Consider the following 18,775-nt stretch of genomic DNA (forward strand, 5'->3'; position numbering starts at 1 on the left):
AGTGCGAACGAGGCGCCGACTGCTTGGTGCGCACCCCGAGCGGCGAGACGATCACGCCGCGCAGCCCGATCGCGGCGCTGGCGCCGGCGAGCAGGCCGACGCCCACGACGACCGCAGCGACGATGAGGGGGTTGAGCAGGAGCGCGCTCGCCCCGATCGGATGCCCGCGGAACGAGATGAGACCGATCAGCGGCGTCAGCGCCAGGTAGAGCACGACACCGCCGAGCGCACCGACGACGGCGAGCGCGATCGACTCGAGCACGGTCAGACGGGCGACGAAACCGGTCGTCGCGCCGAGCAGGCGGAGGGTCGCGAGGCGGTCATCCCTACGCCGCGCGGAGAGACGTGCAGCGGATCCGCCGAGGGATGCGAGGGGAACGAGCAGCAGAGCGGACGCGAAGATCGCGAGCACCTGGTACGTGAAGCCGAGCTCGTCGTGCCACCGGAAGAACGACATCGCGCCGGCCAACGTCGTCAGCAGAAGCGCAGTCGCGACACCGAAGGCCAGGATAGGCAGCCCGATGGCCGCGCTACCGGATGCCGTGGGCCTCGCGAGCAGGCGGGCGACGGTCAGCGTCTTCATCGCTGCTGCTCCTGAGGTGTCGGCGCGGCGGGGTCGGCGGCATACTGCGGCATCGTTCCGGCACCCGGGCCGGCCGGCGTCTGGATGTAGTCCATGCCTGCCACCTTCGACCGGGTCTCGACGACCAGCCCGTCGCGCAGCCGAACCACCCGGGTGCAGCGGGCGGCGACACCCTCGTCGTGAGTGACCACCACGAGTGTGCGTCCGCGGCCGGTGGTCGAGGAGATGAGGGCATCCATCACCTCGGCGGACGTCGTCGAATCCAGCGCGCCGGTCGGCTCGTCGGCGAAGACGACGAGCGGTTCGATCACTTGCGCTCGGGCGACGGCAACGCGCTGCGCCTGACCACCCGAGAGCTGGCCGATGCGGCGCTGTTCGAGCCCAGCAAGGCCCAGCGCGGCGAGCCAGCCCGCTGCACGCTGTTCCGCCTCGGGGCGGGGAACGCCGCGCAGCATCAGCGGCAGGGCGGCGTTCTCGATGGCCGTGAGCTCTGGGATGAGCAGCCCCTGCTGGAACACGAACCCGAACGTGTCGCGCCGCAGCGCCGACCGCGCCGCGTCGTTCAGTTCGCCGACCGACACCGTGCCGTGCGGGGTGTGCAACGCGACCCATCCGGAGTCCGGCGGAAGGATGCCCGCCAGCACGTGCAGCAGGGTCGACTTGCCGGACCCGGATGCACCCATGATCGCCAGCGCCTCCCCCGCTTGAACGTCGAGTGTGACACCCGCCAGCGCGTGGGTCTCGCCGTAGGACTTGGTGAGGACGGATGCCTCGAGAATCGCAGCCATGCATCCATCGTTCCGGTTACGGGCGCCTCGCGCGTCAGGCCGCGGGTGGATTCGGGCCGGAGCCGGTCAGCCGGAGGGATGACGTCGTGAGTGTTCTCAGGTGACGAGGATCAGCGCTTCTCGGTAGCGGTCCGGGTCTGCGCGGGTCTCCGCGGTGACGAGGATCGAGTGGGGTCCGAGAATGCGCGTGAAGGTGCCGCGGCACGGGATCTCGACGATCTTGGTCAGTCCCGCTCGCCAGGCGGGCACGAGTGCGTCGAGCGCGAGCCGTTCCGGGCCCTCCTCGACGGGCCGAACCGCTCGATCGGAACGCTGCCGGAACATCGCGTACTGCCATTCCTGGCTCGCTTCGGTCAGAGCATCCGAGCCGAACCAGTCTCTCCACGACGATCCGAACAGTTCAGCCAGCAGTCTGTCGCGGCCCTCGTCATCGAGCTCGGATGTTTGAAGGCGCTCGATGGTTCCGGGGTGCGGCGTCTTACTCACGTGCGCGAGGCACGAGTGCCATAGGTCCGGCCACGCGACCTCCCACTCCGCGATGGGTGCGGCCGCTCGCTCCGTCTGGCCGACGCTGGTCGGTGTGTCGACGAGCAAGGGCGGCAGATCGCCGCCCTCGATCTGCAATCCCCACGCCTCTCGGATCCATAAGAGTTCGAGCAGGGGGTGCGCGTCATCCTCGATCGTGATCACCATGTCGTGGGGCCACGGATCGTCCGGCAGGGGGAACATCGAGCGCATCGCGCCTCCTCGCATCGGCTGGCCCGCCCACTCTCGGGGACGCGCAGCGAGTGAGTCAAGCGATCGGTCTCGTCTGAACATCTACCTTTAGGCCTTGACGAGCCACTTGTTTTTTGCAAGTGTGGTCTCCATCGCATCCGCAACTCGATCCGGATCCACACAAGGGAGACCACGATGACCGCGATGTTCGTCAACCTGCCGGTGACCGACCTGGAGCGCGCGAAGGCGTTCTACACGGCGCTCGGATTCAGGATCAATCCGCAATTCACCGACCACAACGCGGCCTGCGTCGTGGTCGAGGAGGACCACAACTACTTCATGATCCTGGTGCGCGACTTCTTCCAGACGTTCACCGACCGGCCGATCGGCGACCCGAGCGAGAGCGTTTCGGTGTCCACCGCGATCTTCCTCGACAGCCGCGATGAGGTCGATGCCACCGTCGCCAGGGGCGTCGAGGCCGGAGGCAGCGAGGACCGCCCCGCCGCGGACTACGGGTTCATGTATCAGCGCCAGCTCACCGACCCCGACGGCAACATGCTCGAGTTCGGATGGATGGACCCGGTCGCCGCCGAGCAGGGCCCCGAGGCGTTCGCGAACCAACAGGCCTGAGGGCGCCACCCAGTGGCCGCAAGGGACTATGGCCAGTACGGGGGCATCACGCAGGCACTGGAGCTCATCGGTGAGCGGTGGGCGCTGCTGATCGTGCGCGATCTGCTCGTCGGGCCGCGCCGCTACGGAGAGCTCGCCGCGGGTCTGCCGCGCATCCCGAGCAACATCCTGGCAGCGCGGCTCAAGGAGTTGCAGGCGGCCGGCGTCATCCGTCGGGCGCCGCGCTCGCGGATCATCCTCTACGAACTGACGCCGTATGGCCGGGAGCTGGAGCCGATCGTGCTCGCGCTGGGCGCCTGGGGCTTCAAAACGCTGGGCGAGCCGCGGGCGGAGCAGGTCATCACGCCGGATTCGATGACCATGGATCTCCGCACCGCCTTCCAGCCGACGGTTGCGGCGGATCTTCCTGCAACCGCCTATTCGGCCCGGGTCGGTCCTGCCGAGTTGTTCGTTCGCGTGGATGGGACCGCCCTGGAGGTCAAGCGCGGCGCCGGCGCCGCCGACCTCGCCTTCGCGGCGGGGGCGGACATCCGTCGCCTCATCTCCGGCGAACTCGAACCGGCACAGGCCATCGATACCGGCGTCGTCGAGGTGCTGCACGGGCCGCGCGACCTACTGGGCCGCTTCGCGCGCACCTTCCACCTCGCCGCCTGATCGCGCGGCTCCGAGACGGCCCGCGTCAGGCCACGGGCACCAGGCATGTCGGCGAACCGGTGGGCACGGTCGCGTCGAACGTCGGCATCCCGTCGCGAAGACGGAACACGGCGATGTCCTCGCTGAGCTGGTTCGCGACGTAGAGCCGGTCCCCGAGCTGCAGGTGGTGCCGTGGCCAGTTGCCGCCGCAGTCGACGCTCGCGATCGGATGCACGTGCGCACCGGCATCCGTCACCTCGAGCACGCCGACCACGTTGGCGCCGCGCACCGTGACGTGCACGTGCCGGTCGCCGTCGAACGAGATGTGTGCCGCAGCGTTGCCGTCGCGCTCGTGCGGCGTGATCGCCGGCACCACGGATGTCACCGCCAGCGTCTGTGGGTCGAGCACGACGACCTCGATCGAGTATTCGGTCACGACATACACGTGCCCGCTTGGATGCAGCGCCATGTGCCGCGGCCCGCTGCCGAACGGCAGAACGGTCTCGGTGACCGGCACGAGCGACGCACCCTCCGCCCGCCAGACACGCACGGTGTCGTGGCCGAGATCCGTGGTGAGAACCCGCCCATCCGGCAGGAACATCGCCGAGTGCGCCCGGCTCTGCCTGGGTTCCTCGGCGATGTCGCGGTACGGGTCCACGGATGCCCGTGCCTCGGCCCGCCCGACGATCGCTCCGCTCTCGTCGAGCTCGTAGGTGAGCACGCGTCCGTCGCCCCAGCACGTGGCGACCGCGTACCGGCCGTGCGGCGCGACGGCGACGTGGCACACGGCTTCGCCGGCTGGATGTGCGTCGCCGAGCGGCTCGAGGTCCCCCGTCTCGCTCACACGGAAGGCTCGGAACCGCCGCGCGAACTCCTCCACCGCGTACACGACGGACAGGCTCGGATGCGTCGCGACGAACGACGGCGAATCCGCGGCGGCCGCCGTGTGGATGCTCGTGATCGTGCCGTCCTCGCCGCTTTCGCCGGCCCCAAGCGCCACGCGGGCGATGCCGCGGCCGTGACCGCCGGAGTCCGCGGTGTACGTGCCGAGCCAGAGCGAGGAGGTCATGCATCCAGTCTGGTGGTTGACCGGCGGCATCGACGTCGGGCGCGTCGGCGCTTCAAGTCGCGAAGTCTGCCGTTTTGGGAGCTCCATAACGGCAGACTTCGCGACTTGAACCCGGGATCAGGGGTGCTGGCCCTTCGCAGGGCCGTTCACGCGGCGCATCTCGTTGGCGAGGGCCGGGTTGCTCTCTGCGATGTGCTCGGTGACGTTCTCGATGACCTCGGGAGTCTTGTTCTGGCTGAGCTTCGCGCGTGCGTCGAACCGGGTCACGTGCATCCGCAAGCCGATCGTGCCCTTGGCGATTCGGCGCGTGCCGGCCTCGTCTTCGCTCAGGTGCCTCCCGTTCGGATAGTGCTGCTCAAAGTAGTCGGTGAGTCGGTCGAGCACCTCGTAGTTCTCCTCCTCGCTGAGGATCTCCGGCGTGCCATACAGGTGCGCCGTGACGTGATTCCAAGTGGGGACGAGGTCGCCCGGCGCGTACCAGCTCGGCGAGACGTAGTCTTGCGGGCCCTGGATGATCACCAGGATCTCGTGCTCGCCCAACTCGTGGAGCTCGTCGTCGGGGCGCCCGAAGTGGCTGACGATCGTGATGCCCTCGGCGTCTTCGTCGACCATCACGGGGTAGTGCGACGCGACGAGACCGTTCGTCGTGGGGGAGACGAATGTGGCCCACGGGTTGCCGCGGATCAGCCGCTTGACCTCTTCCGGATCGGTCATCAGGTAATGGGGCGTGTGACGCATGTTTCGAAGCTAGCGCGCACGACTTCGGACCTTCTGCATGTGCTGCTGGTGGGCATCCGTACGGGTGGATATCGTCGGGTGCGGCGACGGCACGGTCACGTTGGTGGAGGATCCGGGGACCACCTGGAGCTTCAGCGGATCGTTCAGCTGACGCGCGCCGCGAGCACGCAGAACTCGTTGCCTTCCGGGTCGGCCAGCACGACCCAGGACTGTTCGCCCTGGCCGATGTCGACCCGCTGAGCACCGAGCGCGAGCAGCCGGGCGACCTCGGCATCCTGATCGTCCGGGCGGAAATCGAGGTGCAGGCGACTCTTGCCCTGCTTGGGCTCGTCGACCCGCACGAAGTCGACCGCCGGCTGCCGGTCGGGTTCGGGACGGATCGCGAACTCGTCGTCGTCCGAGTACACGACGACCCAGCCGAGAGCCTCAGCCCACCACCTGCCGAGTGCGACCGGGTCGAGTGCGTGCACGACCACCTGTTCCCATGTCAGAGCCATCCCACGAGCATAGGGATGCGCCGCTGCGCGACCCGCCGGAGCGGATGCCGCTCGGGACTCAGGCGAGTTCGGTGATCGAGAACGCGTTGCCGTCGGGGTCGCGGAACGCGAACATGGCGGGAACGCCGGGCCACCGAAGGATCTCGTCCGCATCCACACCGCGGTCGACCAGCGCAGAGAGCGCGGCGTCGATGTCATCAGTGCTGAAACGGATGCCGATGGCGCCGCGCGAGACATCCGACCTGGCGGGCTCCAGCGTGACGATGACGCAGTTCTCCGCCGGGGAGAGCTCGATCCATCGCCCGCCGTTCGGTGTAGGCGTGTCGCGAAGCACGGCGAATCCGAGCGTGTCGACGTAGAACCGCAGTGCGGCATCCTGATCGTCGACGGGAATGCTTACGGTGCGAACGCCGGTGATGTGGGTGCTCATGATGGCTCCTTCAGTGCCGCACGGTCGGCGGCTTCATGGTCATGACGATCCACGTGAAGCGGGATCGACAGCACGATCGAGGTCTGCGTGATGCGCCAGGAGCTCGAGGGCCGCTGCCAGTGCTTCGGCCGAAACGCGTGCCGTCCCGCGAACACGGCGACTCACGGACGGCAGATCGTCTGGGCGCTCACGATCGCACCGAGGACGGAAAGACCATAGGCGACCGCCAAGAGGCCCAGTGTCGTGAACGCCAAGGGCCACGCGTAAAGACCCCGTCGCTTCCGCAGGACGACGCCGACGGAACAGCCGATCACGATGATCGCCGCGAGGATCGGAAATCCGAAGAGCACTGCTGCTTCCGCCGGGCACAGCGCTCTGGGATCACTGCTGGTGGTCAGCAAGCCGACTGTGACCCAGTTGCCCGCGACTCCGAGGAGGGCGACGAGGATGCTCGTCGCAAGGAAGGCGCAGGAGACCAACATGTCGCCGACGCCGGGAGTGCGTCGCGAGGGGCCGTCCCACGATGACATGCTCAGAACGTACCGGACGCCGCCCACGCACCCAGTGCTTCAAGAGGCTCGCTCTCACCGCACCGCGGCGATCGCCTCGATCTCCACAAGCTGGTCGTCGTAGCCCAGCACGGTCACACCCAGCAACGTGCTCGGCACGTCGTGCTCACCGAAGGTGTCGCGCACGACACTCCACACGGCACCCAGATCCGATTGCTTCGTCGTCGCCACGAGCACTCGGGTGCTGATCACATCGCCGATGGATGCTCGGACAGCTTGGAGGAACGGATCAGATTTACGAGGCCGGGCACTCCGCCATCCTCCTCTGCGATAGGCGACGGCTCCTCCCCACACGCGTCAACATGACAATCGGCCGAAAGCAGGCCGTTCTGTCCTGTTCTCGGTGGGAGAGCGCGATCTGTCATGTTGACGGGGTGGCAGCCAGGCGACGCTGCGGGCGCTAATGGCAACGCTCGGCCGCGGCGCGGAGCATCCGCAGGGCGTGCAGCACGGTGGTGTGCACGATCTCCCCGGGATCGCCGTCGAAGTGGAACTCGCGCACCTCCTCGACACCGCGGTCCCACACGGCGATGTACACGGTGCCGACGGGCGCGTCTTCCTCGGGCTCCGGACCGCCCTCACCGGTCACTGCCAGAGCGTGGTCCGCCTCTGCGAGCCTCGCGACACCCCGCGCCATCTGCGCGGCGCTGGCGGCGGTGACCACGGGCCCGTGCTCGACGCCGAGCAGGTCGAACTTCAGCTGCGACGAGTAGGCGACCACGCCGCCGGCGAACCATTCGGATGCCGAACCCGCGGCCCCGAGGTGGCTCGCGATCGCGCCGCTCGTGAGGGATTCGGCGCACGCGATCCTGAGTCCTCTTTCCTGTGCGAGCCGCGCGATCGTCGACGCCTCCGCCATGCAGTCGTCGTTCAACTCGCCGGGAGACATGCACCCGTTCTATCCCGGCGCCCCCGACCGCAGGCAGGCCTTGACCGGGCGGCGTAGCGGCGGCTATTCCTCGGGCGACGCCGCGCTTGCTGGTGTGCCGGCATCCGGGCCGACGTACCGCCCACGCGGACGCAGCCGCAGCGGCCGCTGCCCGTACTCGTCGAGGGCGTGCGCGATCCAGCCGGCCATGCGGCCGATCGCGAAGATCGCCACTCCGGCATCCGCCGGCATCCCGGCGGCGATGGTCAGCGCTGCGAGCGCCAGGTCGACATTCGGATGCCTGCCCGTACGCGACAAAACCTCCCCGGCGAGGCGGTCGACGGCATCCGCCACTGCCGATCCGCCCGACAGATCGGCGACGAGCGGCAACAGGATGCCCGCCCGCGCGTCGATCCCCGGATAGAGCGAGTGCCCGAAGCCCGGCGCCGGGCGAGCGGTGCGCGCGACGGTCTGCGCGAGGGCGGTACGGGCATCCGCTCCGTCGAGAACGAGACGGATCAGCTCGGAGGCCGCGCCGCTCGCGTTGCCGTGCAGCGCCGAGTCCAGCGCGCCGAGGCCGCTCGAGACCACGGCGTACGGTGTCGCTCGAGCGGATGCCGCTGCCCGCGCTGCGAGTGTCGACACGGCCAGGTCGTGGTCGACGAGCAGCACGAGAGCGGCGTTGAGAGCACGCACCTCGGCGACGGTTCCCGGACGACCCGCGAGGCCCTGCCAGAGCTGCGCCGCGATGCCGTCGGGCGGTCCTGCTTGCTTCGCGAGGGCCTCGACCACACCCGCGACGAGACGCACCGCGGTCGCGCGGACGGCATCCGGGTCGAGATCGTGGCGCGTCGGATCGGCAGACCCGAGCACGGGCACGGCCACCTGGATGCGATCCAGCAGCGTCGCTTCCGGTGCGAGTGCCGCGACCGCACCACGGGCCGCCTCGACGGCGTCCATATCGGGCGCGAACGACGCAGTGGACGCGTCGAGCGGCGCGCCCCAGAGCCACCGCGCGACGGATTCGTATGGGTACTCCAGGGCGAGTTCCGCAGCCGGCACACCCCGCAGGTACAGCTCGCCGTCCTCGATCAGGGCGATGTCGGTGTCGAGCACCATGAGTGGCGATCCGGCCGCCCCGGCCGCCTGGACGTCCCGTGCGCCGCGGCCGCTCCGCCGACGCGAGCTCGCGAACCGCTCGACCTCGAGCGCGTCGAACGTCGATCCGTGAGCACCACGCTCCCGCGCGAGCAGTCCGCGCGACACGTACGCATACAGCGTCTGCTGCTGCACGCCAAGCCGGGCAGCCGCCTGAGCGGCGGTCAGACGCGGCAGCGAGGCATCCATCACCCCATCATATTGATCCGATCAACATTGACGCGCCGCCGATCAAGTCGCACTCTGAATTGATCCAACACCGAGGAGGTCGCCATGTCCGTCACAGACACGAAGGGGCGCTCGGCGCAGAGCGTCGAGGTGCCGCGAGGCCTCGCCGGGGTGGTCGTGGCGCAGACATCCATCGGCGACGTGCTCGGCGACGAGGGGCGCTACCACTACCGCGGTCACGACGCCATCGAGCTTGCCCGCGCCGGCGACTTCGAGCGCGCGTGGCACTTGATCGTGCTGGGGTCGCTGCCCGATGCGGATGCCGATGCCCGCTTCCGCGAACACGTCGCCGCACTGCGGACGCCGCCGCCGGAGGTGCGACAGTTCGTCACGGATGCCGCCGCGCGGCACCTCGACCCACTGCGCGGACTGCAGGCGACACTCCCCGTGCTGGCGGCAGCGCGCGGAGCCCGGCCGCTCTATGACCTGGATGACGAAGCTCGCGTCGAGGAGGCGCTCACGGTGGCCGCCGCAGGCCCTGGGATCCTCGCGGCCTTCCATCGCGCTCGCGCCGGCCTCGATCCATGGCCGGCCACTTCAAGCAGCGCCGGTGTCGTCGAGGACTACCTTTCCCGCGTCACCGGAGGAGAACCGGACGAGCGCGCCATTCGTGCCCTCAGCGCCTACCTCATCGCGACGCTCGACCACGGGTTCAACGCGTCGACGTTCACGGCGAGGGTGATCGCATCCACCGGGGCCGAGATGCCGTCCTGCATCGTCGGCGCTCTCGGCGCTCTCTCCGGGCCACTGCACGGCGGCGCGCCCAGCCGAGCACTGGACGCACTGGACGCCGTCACCTCGCCAGGTGTCGACCGCATCGAGACGTACCTCCGTGGCGAGCTCTCCGCAGGCCGAAGGCTCATGGGATTCGGCCACGCCGTGTATCGCACGGCCGATCCGAGGTCCCGGCTGTTGCGACAGGTCGCCCTCGAGTTCGGCGGGCCCAGGGTTGAGCTCGCCGTGGAGTACGAACGTGTCGCCGAGAGACTGCTGGCGGAGTACAAGCCGGGCCGCGAGCTGCACACGAACGTGGAGTTCTACGCGGCCGTCGTGATGGAGCAGTGCGGCATCCCTCGCGAGATGTTCACGCCCACGTTCGCGCTGGCCCGCATCGTCGGCTGGACCGCTCACGTGCTGGAGCAGGCGCACGATTCGAAGATCATCCGGCCGTCGTCGCGGTACGTGCCTTGACATGCACGTACCGAGTCACGCGACGGTGCGGAACAGCCGCGTTCCCGCGGCCGTGAACCCGGCACCGACCGCGAGGACCGCGGAAACTCCGCCCACGTACGCGATCTCCAGGTGCCGGCCGTGGTCCGCCACACTGGCGTAGATCAGCACGAACGCGACCAGCGAGACGGCTGCCGCGATCGCCGTGATCCACCACAGCCATCCGAGGGAAGCGGACGGCTGACGCGCCGCAGGCAGCCCGAGCATGGCAAGAATGCCGGTGCCGAGGCATCCGCAGATCGCCACGAGAATGAGGCCGGCCACCACGTCGCTGGGCCGGTGCCACTGGCTGACGAGCGCGAGGATGCCCGTGAGCACCGCGAATGCACCCCCGGCGAGTGCGGCGACGGGACGCCAACGGGGCGCGGTCACCAGGAAGACCGCGAACGCCGCGGCAGCGGCGACCGTCGTATGCCCCGACGGGAATGAGTTGCCGAACGGGTCGGTCGCTCCCGTCTCGGGCCGTGAGAGGAAGACGTACTTCGACAACTCGGCCAGCACGCAGGCGACACCCGCGACGACCAGTCCGGCGATCAGTTGTCGCCATCTGCGGGTGGCGATACCGATCGCCAGGGTCAGCACGATGCCGGCGCCGAACGCGATGACCGGCACCACGTCGAGGAAGTGCTCGGAGAATGTGGCGACCGCGTCGTGTTGGCTGTACGCGCCGTTGAATGCCCGCTCGTCGACGACTTGTCCGGCATAGGTGCGCACGAAGAAGATGTAGACCGCGATGAAACCAGCGAGAAGGCCGAGCGCTGCCACGAAGAATGGCCAGGCGCGCAGTCTCGGGTTCACCACCGCACAATCCTCACATCGCGATCCGGCTCGTTCCTGGGAGCGCATCGCGACGGTTTCGACGAGCTCAACCTGCGGTGGCCGGCTCCAAGAGATCGTGCCGCACCACGATCGCGTCGCGCGCCGGGCCGACGCCGATCGCCGAGAACCGGGCCCCCGACATCCGCTCGAGCGCCAGCACGTACTGCTGAGCGTTCTCGGGCAGGTCCTCGAAGGAGCGCACCCCCTGGATGTCCTCGCCCCAGCCGGGGAACTCCTCGTAGATCGGCACCGCGTGGTGGAAGTCGCTCTGCGAGGCCGGCACCTCGTCGTGGCGCACGCCGTCCACCTCGTAGGCGACGCACACCGGGATGCGCTCCAGCCCGGTCAGCGTGTCCAGTTTCGTGAGCACGAAGTCTGTGACTCCGTTCACACGGGTGGCGTACCGAGCGATCGGAGCGTCGTACCAGCCCGTGCGCCGCGGCCGTCCGGTGGTCGTGCCGAACTCGGCGCCGCGCTGCCGCAGCCACTCGCCCATCTCGTCGTCCAGCTCCGTGGGAAACGGCCCGGCACCGACGCGCGTCGTGTACGCCTTGACGATCGCGATCACCCGGTCGATGCGGCCGGGGCCCACGCCGGAACCCGTCGCGGCGCCGCCGGCCGTCGACGACGACGAGGTGACGAACGGGTACGTGCCGTGGTCGACATCCAGCATCGTCGCCTGCCCGGCCTCGAAGAGCACCTGCTTGCCCTCGTCGAGCGCGCGGTTCAGCAGCAGCGACGTGTCGGCCACCATCGGACGGATGCGCTCGGCATACGAGAGCAGGTCCTCGACGACCTCGTCGACCGAGATCGCACGCCGGTTGTACACCTTGACCAACAGGTGGTTCTTCTGGTCGAGCGCACCCTCGACCTTCTGGCGCAGGATGCCCTCGTCGAAGAGATCCTGAATGCGGATGCCCACCCGGTTGATCTTGTCGGCGTACGTCGGCCCGATGCCGCGGCCGGTCGTGCCGATCTGGCGCTTGCCGAGGAAGCGCTCGGTCACCTTGTCCATCGTGCGGTGGTACTGCGTGATGATGTGCGCGTTCGACGAGATGACGAGGCGCGAGACGTCGACGCCACGGGCGATGAGACCGTCCAGCTCCTCGCACAGCACCTCGAGGTCGACGACCACGCCGTTGCCGATCACGGGAGTGACGCCCTCGGTGAGGATGCCGGACGGCAGCAGGTGCAGCGCGTACTTCTCGTCGCCGATCACGACTGTGTGGCCGGCGTTGTTGCCGCCGTTGAACTTGACGACGTAGTCGATGCGGCCGCCCAGAAGATCCGTGGCTTTGCCTTTACCCTCGTCGCCCCACTGGGCACCGACGATGACTGCTGCGGGCATGGAGTCTTCCCCTTGTTCACTTGGGCGAGCGCGCCAATCCAGGGTATCGGAGACCCTGAACGCCCGGAGCAAGCACCGGGAGCCGTTCGGGTCGGCCCCCGGTGCGCTCATGGCGGCGGGCTCGGTCGCCCGCGACCGCACGGCGCGATGAGTCGGGGTCTCGCTGCGCCGTGCGCGATCCCGACCGCGCACGGCGCAGCCGGGTGATGGCGGTTCGGGTCCGCCATAGAGAGGAGAGCCGATTACGACCGGATCATGACGCAGAACGCCCGATCTGCCCCGAAAGGGGGTAACCGCGATGGACTCGGATGCTCGTCAGTCTTCGCCGCGGATGACGATCGACTCGGTCGGCGGGGCCGGGTTCTGCACCGGGATGGGCGCCGTGCGCGATGCCTCGATCTCGGTGGCGGCGGTGGGGTCGGACTGCGTGAGCAGCTCGGTGAGGCGAGCGACTTCGTCGTGCTCGCGGATGGCATCCGCTGCGCGCCGCAGCGCGTAGAACGCCCGCAGCACACCGCGGTTCGGCTCGTGCGACCACGGGATGGACCCGCTCCCGTCCCAGCCGGCGGCCTCCAGCGCCTCGATCGCGCGGTAGTAGCCGACGCGCGCGTAGGCGTACGACTCGAGTGCGGCATCCGGGTGGAAGGTGGCGTCAGCGAGCTTCGCCCATGCCAGCGGTGAGCGCGGGTATCGCGCCACGACCAGCCTCAGCACCTCCGGCTCGCCGCCGGCGTCGAGCAGCTCGATGACCACGTTCCGGTCGGCGGCGAGACGGATCTCGCGCTGGTCTTCCGGCTGGTTCTGCGGCTGCTCGGAGGTCATACGGTCATGCTAACCAGGCATTCCGTGGGTTGAGCTCGTCGAAGCCCGAGCGGCCCGGATTCGACGAGCTCATCCAGCGCTGTGAGCCTCAACGCACCAGGAGCACTCCGACGAGACCGATGCCGGTCACGAGGATCGTGGCGAGCAGCGCGAGCAGCAGCGGGCGTCCGCCCACCTTGACGAGTCTGCGGATGTTCACCCCGGCACCCAGCGCGAACATCGCGGCGGCGAGCACCGCACCCTGCGTCGTCTTCGCCACGTCGAGCGCCGGTTCGGGCACCACGCCCACCGAGCGGAGCACCACCATCGCCACGAACAACAGCACGAAGAGCGGAACGATCGGCGGCCGCTTGCCCGAGGCATCCGCTCCTGTGCGGCGTCGGTGTGCGACGCCGACGACCGCCATCACCGGCGCCAGGAGCAGCACACGAGCGAGCTTCACGATGACGGCCACGGCGAGCGCTCCGCCGCCGATGATGCCGCCTACGGCAACGACGCCCGCGACCTCGTGCGTCGAGGCGCCGGCCCAGATGCCGGCCTCGCGATCCGTGAGCCCGAGCACCGAACTCGCGAACGGGATGAACGGGATCATCAGCGTTCCGAACACCGTGGCCAGCGCGACGGCCGCGACGACCTCCTCGTTCTTCTCGGTCTGGATGACGCCGTCCACAGCGGCGACGGCGGACGCGCCGCAGATCGAGAATCCGCCGGCGATGAGCAGCCGCTGCGAGTACGGAACGCCGAGCCACCTGCCCATCAGCAGCGTTCCGGCGAAGCCGATGCCGACAACGGCGACCACGATCAGGATGACGCCCCATCCGAGACCGAGCACGTCACCGAGCATGAGCTGCAGGCCGAGCAGCACGATGCCGAGCCGCAGCAGCTTCTTCGCGGCGAACGTGAGGCCGGCCTCGAGCACCGACGGCACGGGGAGGGTGTTGCGCACGAGCACGCCCAGAACGATCGCTGTGAGTGTCGCACTCAGCACCGGGATGACGGATGCCACGACAAGCGCGATCGCGACCGCCACCGCGCACAGCGCGAGGCCCGGCGCCACCCGGAGGGTTCCACGCCAGAGCGCGGTCAGGGCTCGGCGCGACCGCGGCCCCTCCGGCTCCTTGGAAGTGGATGCGACGCCGGTCTCTTCGACAACGGGAATGGGTGCGGTGCTTGTCACTCTTACAGCCTGGGATTCGCCGCGCCCGCGCAGTAGACGCCGGATTCGCATAGCGGCATATCATTCGGATATGACTGACCGCTGGCCGGACCTCGCCGTGCTCGAGCTGCTCGTCGCGGTCTCGGAGCACGGAAGCCTCAGTGCGGGAGCGCGCGCCGTCGGCATGGCGCAGCCCAACGCATCCCGAGCCCTCGCGGCGTGGGAGAAGAGCCTCGGCGTCCGGCTGCTGGAGCGCTCGCCGCGCGGCTCCCGGCTCACCGCCGACGGCGACGTCGTGGTCGACTGGGCGAGTGCGGTGCTCGGCGCGGCTCGCGAGCTGCACACCGCGATCGCCGCCCTGCGCCGGGATCAGAACTCGCACCTCACGGTGGCCGCGAGTCTCACCGTGGCCGAGTACCTCATTCCGCTCTGGCTCACGCGGCTGAGACGCGAGCATCCCAGCCTCGACGTCGCCCTGCTCGTGCACAACTCGACCGAGGTGTTCGACCTGGTCGCCTCCGGCAGGGCCGCGGTCGGCTTCGTGGAGTCGCCCGGCGTTCCGCATTCCCTGCGCCGCTCGGCGGTGTCGCACGACCGGCTCGTGGTCGTGGTCTCGCCGGGGCATCCATGGGCGCGACGCAGGCGGCCACTCGGCGCGTCGGAGCTCGCGGACACGCCGCTCGTGGTGCGCGAGCCGGGCTCGGGCACCCGCACCACACTCGACGAGGCGCTGGCCGGGTACCGCAGGGCCGAGCCGATCCTGGAGCTGTCGAGCAACGCCGCAGTGCGCGTCGCGGTGGCCAGCGGCGCGGGTCCGGCGGTGCTCAGCGAGCTGGCCGTTGGCGCGGCGGTGCGCAGCGGAGAACTCGTCGCCGTGCCCGTCTCCGGCCTCGAGCTGGTGCGCACGCTGCACGCCGTGTGGACGGATGCCGCGTCGCTCCATCCAGCCGCCGCCAACCTCGTCGCCATCGCCCGCTCGTCGAACGGCCCTTGAAGAGGGGTCGTGTTACGACCATCGGCCCGGCAGCACAATGAACTGCATGGCTACCGCCAGAGGGGCCATCCGAACGCCGGATCAACGACTTCGCGTTTTCGTGAGTTCGACGCTCCGCGAACTGGAACCCGAGCGCAAGGCCGCGCGCGCGGCCATTGAACGGTTGCGCCTGGCTCCAGTCATGTTCGAGCTGGGTGCGAGACCTCATCCGCCACGCTCGCTGTACCGCGCCTATCTCGATCAGAGCGACGTCTTCGTCGGTCTGTACTGGGAGAGGTACGGATGGGTGGCACCGGGCGAGGAGGTCTCGGGCCTCGAAGACGAGTACAACCTCGCCGACCCCGAGATGCCCAAGCTCATCTACATCAAGTCCTCCGACCGCCGAGACGACCGACTCCTCGAACTCATCGACCGCATCCGCTCCGACGACAACGCTGCGTACGTGAGCTTCGACTCCGATGAGCAGCTCGCCGAGCTCGTCGCCGCCGACCTCTCGACGCTTCTGGCCGAGCGTTTCGACGACAGCCGGGACAGACATTTCACAGGCACTCCCGCGGGTTCGCCTCGTGCTGAGGCCGAGCCGGCTCCGTTGGATGCCGCTCAGCCGATTCCGCCCACTTACTCCCCGCTGGTCGGGCGCTCTCGCGAGGTGGCGGAGATCGTCGAGCTGCTGCGCACCGGCGACGACCGCATCGTCACGCTCGTAGGGCCCGGCGGCGTCGGCAAGAGCCGCCTGGCTCTGGAGGTGCTGGAACTGGCACGGCATGAGTTCGCCGACGGCGCCTACTTCGTTCCCCTGGAGAACGTGCTCGAGCCGAATCTTCTGCTGCCCACGATCGCGTACGCGCTCGGCGTGCGCGACACCGGGGAGGTCTCGGTCGAGGACCGGCTTTCCATCGTGCTCGCCGGCAAGCGCATCCTGACCGCACTCGACAACTTCGAGCAGCTCGCGGACGCCGGCCCGTTGCTCGTGCACCTGTACTCGATCGCCCCTGCCGCCTCGTTCCTTGTGACCAGCCGCACGGTGCTCCGGGTGCGGGGCGAGCGGGTGTACGAGGTCCCTGGACTCGGCGTGCCGGACGACAACGTCGAGGCCACGGCGGAGACAGCAGCGGCGTCGGATGCCGTCAAGCTGTTCGTCGCCCGCGCCACGGCAGTGCGCCCCGACTTCGTGCTCGACGAGTCGAACGCCGACATCGTCGCGCGCATCTGCTCCCAGTTGCAGGGTCTGCCTCTGGCGATCGAACTCGCCGCGGCACGCATGCGCGTGCTCACCCCGCGCAGCGTGCTGGACCGACTCGACAAGCAGCTCTCTCTTCTCGTGAACGCCCCGCGTGACGCACCGGCGAGGCAGCGCACGCTGCGCAGCACGATCGAGTGGAGCACCAACCTGCTCAGCGAACGCGACCGAGCGCTGCTGTTCGACCTCGCGGTCTTCTCGCTGCAGTTCACGCTCGAGGCGGTCGAGTCGCTCGGTGCCGGACGGGCGTGGGCCGGTGCCGAGCTGGACGGACTGGATGATCTCATCGACAGCTCCCTGGTGCGGCGGCACGAGGCGACCGACGGCAACCCGTCTTACTCCATGCTCGCCACGGTGCGCGAGTACTCGCTCGAGAAGCTGCGCGAGTCCGGCGAAGAGGCCGGCATGCGGGCGGCCCACGCCGCGCACTACCTCGAGCTGGCTCGCCGCCTCGCGCCCGAGCTGAAGGGCGGCGGTCAGGTGGATGCCCTCATCAGGCTCGAGCGCGAACGCTCCAACCTGCGCTCCGCGATCCGTCACCTCGTCTACACCGGCCACCACGACGATGCGGCCGAGTTCGCCTGGAACCTGCTCGTGTTCTGGTGGATCGGCGGATTCTTCGGCGAGGTCCGCATCTGGATGCAGGAGATCCTTGACTCCGGCGCCCCGATGACCAAGCGCACGTCGGCGATCGCACGCTTCTACGTGCTCTGGATGCGCATGTGGCAGTCGCCGGATCGGGAGGTGGTCGAGGGCTTCGTGCGGGTGCGCCGGGACTTCGAGTCCGAGGGCGACGAGGCGGCGACGGCTGTCACCCTCGGATGCACGGCCATGACCCGTGCACAGCTGGACGGCGGCGATCGCACGGCCGCGCGTGCGGAGCTCGAACGAGCCATCGACCTGTTCCAGGACTCGGACGACGGATGGGGCGAAGCGGTCGCGTGGGTGACGATGGGCCGGCTCGACATGCTCGATGGCGACAACGAGGCCGCTCTGCAGCACTATCAGCAGGGCGCGGAGGTCTCCCGGCGCACGCAGGACGCGTTCGCCATCACGATCACCGAGCATCACGTCGCGCGGCTCCTGCTGTTCCAGAACCGGCTCGAGGAGGCGGAGCCCGCGTTCACCGACGCGGCCTACGTCTCGGCGACGCTCGGTCATCTCGAGGGCGCCGCGTACGGCATCGAGGGCCTCTGCGCCATCGCCGCGCTGCGCGGGCAGGCGGAACGCGCCGGAGTCCTCGCGGGCGCCGCCCAGGAGATGCGCAAGAAGTCGGGGATGTACGACGCCGCGGCGTTCGTCTACCACCCCGCATATCTGGAGCCGTTGCGGAAGGCCTTCCCCGAGCTCATGCACGACGCGGAGGAGCGGGGCCGCCGAATGCCGCCTGCCGAGGTGATGCGGTTCGCGTTGCCCGCCGATCTGCAAGACGCGGCTGCGGCCGGGCTCAGCCGCAAGTGAGCTATCTTGCACATTGATGTGCAAGATAATAGAATGTGGGCATGCCATCCGTTTCCGACACCTCGGCTCGGTCACGCGCGCCTCGCCGCGACGCTGCCGAGAACCGAGAGGCACTCATCGCCGCCGCCGTGCGCCTGCTCAACGCCGACGTCGACGCGTCGCTCGCGGCCATCGCCGCAGAGGCGGGCCTGAGTCGACGCTCGGTCTACGGACACTTCGCCAACCGCGACGAGCTGGTCCGCGAGGTGCTGCGTCTCGGTGCCGAGCGGGTGGCGGCATCCATCATTCCGATCGTGCACGAGGATGCGCGAGTCGAGATCGCACTCTACGGAGCGACGCTCTGGGCGCAGGTGCAGCACGCCAGCGTCACGGCGGAGTTCGCGGTGCGCGGCCCGTACACCGACCTGGTGACGAAGGCGCTCGAGCCCGCGCGGGCGAAGCTGCGCGCCACGGTCCGACGCGGCGTGAGCGACGGCGTTCTGAGGCGGGACATCGCGCCCGCACCGCTTGCTCGCCTCATCGAGCGTGCGGCGCTCGATGTGCTCACCGAGGCGACACACGACGGGCTGGATGCCCGGGCCGGGCACACGCTCGTCATGGTCACCGCTCTCAGCGTGGCCGGGCTGGGCTGGCGCGAGGCGGATGCGCTCGTCGAGGGGACGCCGGAACTCGCGTATCCCGCATCCGGAGGGGGACAGGCATGAGGATCGCACTGAACGCCGTGTCGAAGCGGCCGGCCCTCGACACCGTGACCCTCACGTACGGCACGGGCGAGGCGGTCCTCGCCCGTGCCGAGA

General features: G+C 69.2%; 20 protein-coding genes and 1 pseudogene. 6 read left to right on the plus strand and 15 right to left on the minus strand.

Annotation, left to right across the window (positions count from 1 at the left end; genetic code table 11):
* The 3 genes from ACTHNC_RS17410 to ACTHNC_RS17420 form a co-directional block, all read right to left on the minus strand.
* Positions 1-583 (minus strand): FtsX-like permease family protein (locus ACTHNC_RS17410; RefSeq protein WP_440295889.1); only part of this gene is annotated, 583 nt, incomplete at its 3' end.
* The gene (locus tag ACTHNC_RS17415) at positions 580-1,371 is read right to left on the minus strand and encodes an ABC transporter ATP-binding protein (RefSeq protein WP_440295890.1); all 792 of its coding nucleotides are present in this window, start codon (positions 1,369-1,371) and stop codon (positions 580-582) included. The genes ACTHNC_RS17410 and ACTHNC_RS17415, both read right to left, overlap by 4 nt.
* A 96-nt stretch (positions 1,372-1,467) precedes the next feature.
* A complete protein-coding gene (locus ACTHNC_RS17420) occupies positions 1,468-2,109 on the minus strand; it encodes a hypothetical protein (protein WP_440295891.1) in 642 nt (213 codons plus the stop codon).
* 174 nt (positions 2,110-2,283) lie between these two features.
* Between ACTHNC_RS17420 and ACTHNC_RS17425 the strand changes: the two genes are divergently transcribed.
* Positions 2,284-2,718: a VOC family protein gene (locus tag ACTHNC_RS17425; RefSeq protein WP_440295892.1), complete on the plus strand. Its 435-nt coding sequence runs from the start codon at positions 2,284-2,286 to the stop codon at positions 2,716-2,718.
* Between the two features lie 12 nt (positions 2,719-2,730).
* Complete coding sequence (locus ACTHNC_RS17430) at positions 2,731-3,372, plus strand: winged helix-turn-helix transcriptional regulator (protein WP_440295893.1); 642 nt, start codon at positions 2,731-2,733, stop codon at positions 3,370-3,372.
* Between the two features lie 25 nt (positions 3,373-3,397).
* Here ACTHNC_RS17430 and ACTHNC_RS17435 read toward each other — a convergent pair whose 3' ends face one another.
* From ACTHNC_RS17435 to ACTHNC_RS17470, 8 genes and pseudogenes are all read right to left on the minus strand, one after another.
* Positions 3,398-4,420 carry a lactonase family protein gene (locus ACTHNC_RS17435; RefSeq protein WP_440295894.1) on the minus strand — a complete coding sequence of 341 codons (1,023 nt, stop codon included), beginning with the start codon at positions 4,418-4,420 and terminating at the stop codon, positions 3,398-3,400.
* A 117-nt stretch (positions 4,421-4,537) separates the two neighbouring features.
* Positions 4,538-5,158: an FMN-binding negative transcriptional regulator gene (locus ACTHNC_RS17440; RefSeq protein WP_440295895.1), complete on the minus strand. Its 621-nt coding sequence runs from the start codon at positions 5,156-5,158 to the stop codon at positions 4,538-4,540.
* A gap of 143 nt (positions 5,159-5,301) precedes the next feature.
* Positions 5,302-5,655, minus strand: coding sequence for a VOC family protein (locus tag ACTHNC_RS17445; protein WP_440295896.1), 354 nt, complete (start codon positions 5,653-5,655; stop codon positions 5,302-5,304).
* A gap of 58 nt (positions 5,656-5,713) precedes the next feature.
* Positions 5,714-6,085, minus strand: coding sequence for a VOC family protein (locus tag ACTHNC_RS17450; protein WP_440295897.1), 372 nt, complete (start codon positions 6,083-6,085; stop codon positions 5,714-5,716).
* A 161-nt stretch (positions 6,086-6,246) separates the two neighbouring features.
* Positions 6,247-6,615: a hypothetical protein gene (locus ACTHNC_RS17455; protein WP_440295898.1), complete on the minus strand. Its 369-nt coding sequence runs from the start codon at positions 6,613-6,615 to the stop codon at positions 6,247-6,249.
* A gap of 54 nt (positions 6,616-6,669) precedes the next feature.
* A pseudogene (locus ACTHNC_RS17460) lies at positions 6,670-6,876 on the minus strand (RidA family protein); the annotation flags it as partial.
* Positions 6,877-7,054: 178 nt separating this feature from the next.
* On the minus strand, positions 7,055-7,543 hold the full coding sequence (locus tag ACTHNC_RS17465) for a CinA family protein (protein WP_440295899.1): 489 nt from the start codon (positions 7,541-7,543) through the stop codon (positions 7,055-7,057).
* Positions 7,544-7,606: 63 nt separating this feature from the next.
* The gene (locus ACTHNC_RS17470; protein ID WP_440295900.1) at positions 7,607-8,869 is read right to left on the minus strand and encodes a citrate/2-methylcitrate synthase; all 1,263 of its coding nucleotides are present in this window, start codon (positions 8,867-8,869) and stop codon (positions 7,607-7,609) included.
* Positions 8,870-8,953: 84 nt separating this feature from the next.
* Here ACTHNC_RS17470 and ACTHNC_RS17475 point away from each other — a divergent pair, with 84 nt between their 5' ends.
* Entirely contained in the window at positions 8,954-10,099 is a 1,146-nt protein-coding gene (locus tag ACTHNC_RS17475; protein WP_440295901.1) for a citrate/2-methylcitrate synthase, read from the plus strand.
* 15 nt (positions 10,100-10,114) lie between these two features.
* Here the strand turns inward: ACTHNC_RS17475 and ACTHNC_RS17480 are convergent, their stop codons facing one another.
* The 4 genes from ACTHNC_RS17480 to ACTHNC_RS17495 all read right to left on the minus strand — a co-directional run bounded on the left by ACTHNC_RS17480 (position 10,115) and on the right by ACTHNC_RS17495 (position 14,304).
* Positions 10,115-10,939, minus strand: a complete 825-nt coding sequence (locus ACTHNC_RS17480; RefSeq protein WP_440295902.1) for a phosphatase PAP2 family protein — start codon at positions 10,937-10,939, stop codon at positions 10,115-10,117.
* Between the two features lie 64 nt (positions 10,940-11,003).
* Positions 11,004-12,305 carry an adenylosuccinate synthase gene (locus ACTHNC_RS17485; RefSeq protein WP_440295903.1) on the minus strand — a complete coding sequence of 434 codons (1,302 nt, stop codon included), beginning with the start codon at positions 12,303-12,305 and terminating at the stop codon, positions 11,004-11,006.
* 315 nt (positions 12,306-12,620) lie between these two features.
* A complete protein-coding gene (locus ACTHNC_RS17490) occupies positions 12,621-13,127 on the minus strand; it encodes a DUF3151 domain-containing protein (RefSeq protein ID WP_440295904.1) in 507 nt (168 codons plus the stop codon).
* Between the two features lie 88 nt (positions 13,128-13,215).
* Positions 13,216-14,304, minus strand: a complete 1,089-nt coding sequence (locus ACTHNC_RS17495; protein WP_440295905.1) for a YeiH family protein — start codon at positions 14,302-14,304, stop codon at positions 13,216-13,218.
* A 70-nt stretch (positions 14,305-14,374) separates the two neighbouring features.
* On the opposite strand from ACTHNC_RS17495, the gene ACTHNC_RS17500 reads away from it, so the two are divergent.
* Genes ACTHNC_RS17500 through ACTHNC_RS17510 form a run of 3 tightly spaced genes read left to right on the plus strand, consistent with a single transcriptional unit; the run spans position 14,375 to position 18,682 of the window.
* On the plus strand, positions 14,375-15,277 hold the full coding sequence (locus tag ACTHNC_RS17500; protein WP_440295906.1) for a LysR family transcriptional regulator: 903 nt from the start codon (positions 14,375-14,377) through the stop codon (positions 15,275-15,277).
* A gap of 46 nt (positions 15,278-15,323) precedes the next feature.
* Positions 15,324-17,978, plus strand: coding sequence for a DUF4062 domain-containing protein (locus tag ACTHNC_RS17505; protein ID WP_440295907.1), 2,655 nt, complete (start codon positions 15,324-15,326; stop codon positions 17,976-17,978).
* A gap of 41 nt (positions 17,979-18,019) precedes the next feature.
* Positions 18,020-18,682 carry a TetR/AcrR family transcriptional regulator gene (locus tag ACTHNC_RS17510; protein WP_440295908.1) on the plus strand — a complete coding sequence of 221 codons (663 nt, stop codon included), beginning with the start codon at positions 18,020-18,022 and terminating at the stop codon, positions 18,680-18,682.
* Positions 18,683-18,775: the final 93 nt, after the last annotated feature.

Source organism: Humibacter sp., assembly GCF_051954055.1.
Taxonomy (GTDB): Bacteria; Actinomycetota; Actinomycetes; order Actinomycetales; family Microbacteriaceae; genus Humibacter.

What these genes read in the sequence shown, in the direction of transcription:
- ACTHNC_RS17415 (WP_440295890.1), bottom strand. Translation starts at nt 1,371, where the DNA reads ATGGCTGCGATTCTCGAGGCATCCGTCCTCACCAAGTCCTACGGCGAG.
- ACTHNC_RS17420 (WP_440295891.1), bottom strand. Translation starts at nt 2,109, where the DNA reads ATGCGCTCGATGTTCCCCCTGCCGGACGATCCGTGGCCCCACGACATG.
- ACTHNC_RS17425 (WP_440295892.1), top strand. Translation starts at nt 2,284, where the DNA reads ATGACCGCGATGTTCGTCAACCTGCCGGTGACCGACCTGGAGCGCGCG.
- ACTHNC_RS17435 (WP_440295894.1), bottom strand. Translation starts at nt 4,420, where the DNA reads ATGACCTCCTCGCTCTGGCTCGGCACGTACACCGCGGACTCCGGCGGT.
- ACTHNC_RS17440 (WP_440295895.1), bottom strand. Translation starts at nt 5,158, where the DNA reads ATGCGTCACACGCCCCATTACCTGATGACCGATCCGGAAGAGGTCAAG.
- ACTHNC_RS17445 (WP_440295896.1), bottom strand. Translation starts at nt 5,655, where the DNA reads ATGGCTCTGACATGGGAACAGGTGGTCGTGCACGCACTCGACCCGGTC.
- ACTHNC_RS17450 (WP_440295897.1), bottom strand. Translation starts at nt 6,085, where the DNA reads ATGAGCACCCACATCACCGGCGTTCGCACCGTAAGCATTCCCGTCGAC.
- ACTHNC_RS17455 (WP_440295898.1), bottom strand. Translation starts at nt 6,615, where the DNA reads ATGTCATCGTGGGACGGCCCCTCGCGACGCACTCCCGGCGTCGGCGAC.
- ACTHNC_RS17465 (WP_440295899.1), bottom strand. Translation starts at nt 7,543, where the DNA reads ATGTCTCCCGGCGAGTTGAACGACGACTGCATGGCGGAGGCGTCGACG.
- ACTHNC_RS17470 (WP_440295900.1), bottom strand. Translation starts at nt 8,869, where the DNA reads ATGGATGCCTCGCTGCCGCGTCTGACCGCCGCTCAGGCGGCTGCCCGG.
- ACTHNC_RS17475 (WP_440295901.1), top strand. Translation starts at nt 8,954, where the DNA reads ATGTCCGTCACAGACACGAAGGGGCGCTCGGCGCAGAGCGTCGAGGTG.
- ACTHNC_RS17485 (WP_440295903.1), bottom strand. Translation starts at nt 12,305, where the DNA reads ATGCCCGCAGCAGTCATCGTCGGTGCCCAGTGGGGCGACGAGGGTAAA.
- ACTHNC_RS17490 (WP_440295904.1), bottom strand. Translation starts at nt 13,127, where the DNA reads ATGACCTCCGAGCAGCCGCAGAACCAGCCGGAAGACCAGCGCGAGATC.
- ACTHNC_RS17500 (WP_440295906.1), top strand. Translation starts at nt 14,375, where the DNA reads ATGACTGACCGCTGGCCGGACCTCGCCGTGCTCGAGCTGCTCGTCGCG.
- ACTHNC_RS17505 (WP_440295907.1), top strand. Translation starts at nt 15,324, where the DNA reads ATGGCTACCGCCAGAGGGGCCATCCGAACGCCGGATCAACGACTTCGC.
- ACTHNC_RS17510 (WP_440295908.1), top strand. Translation starts at nt 18,020, where the DNA reads ATGCCATCCGTTTCCGACACCTCGGCTCGGTCACGCGCGCCTCGCCGC.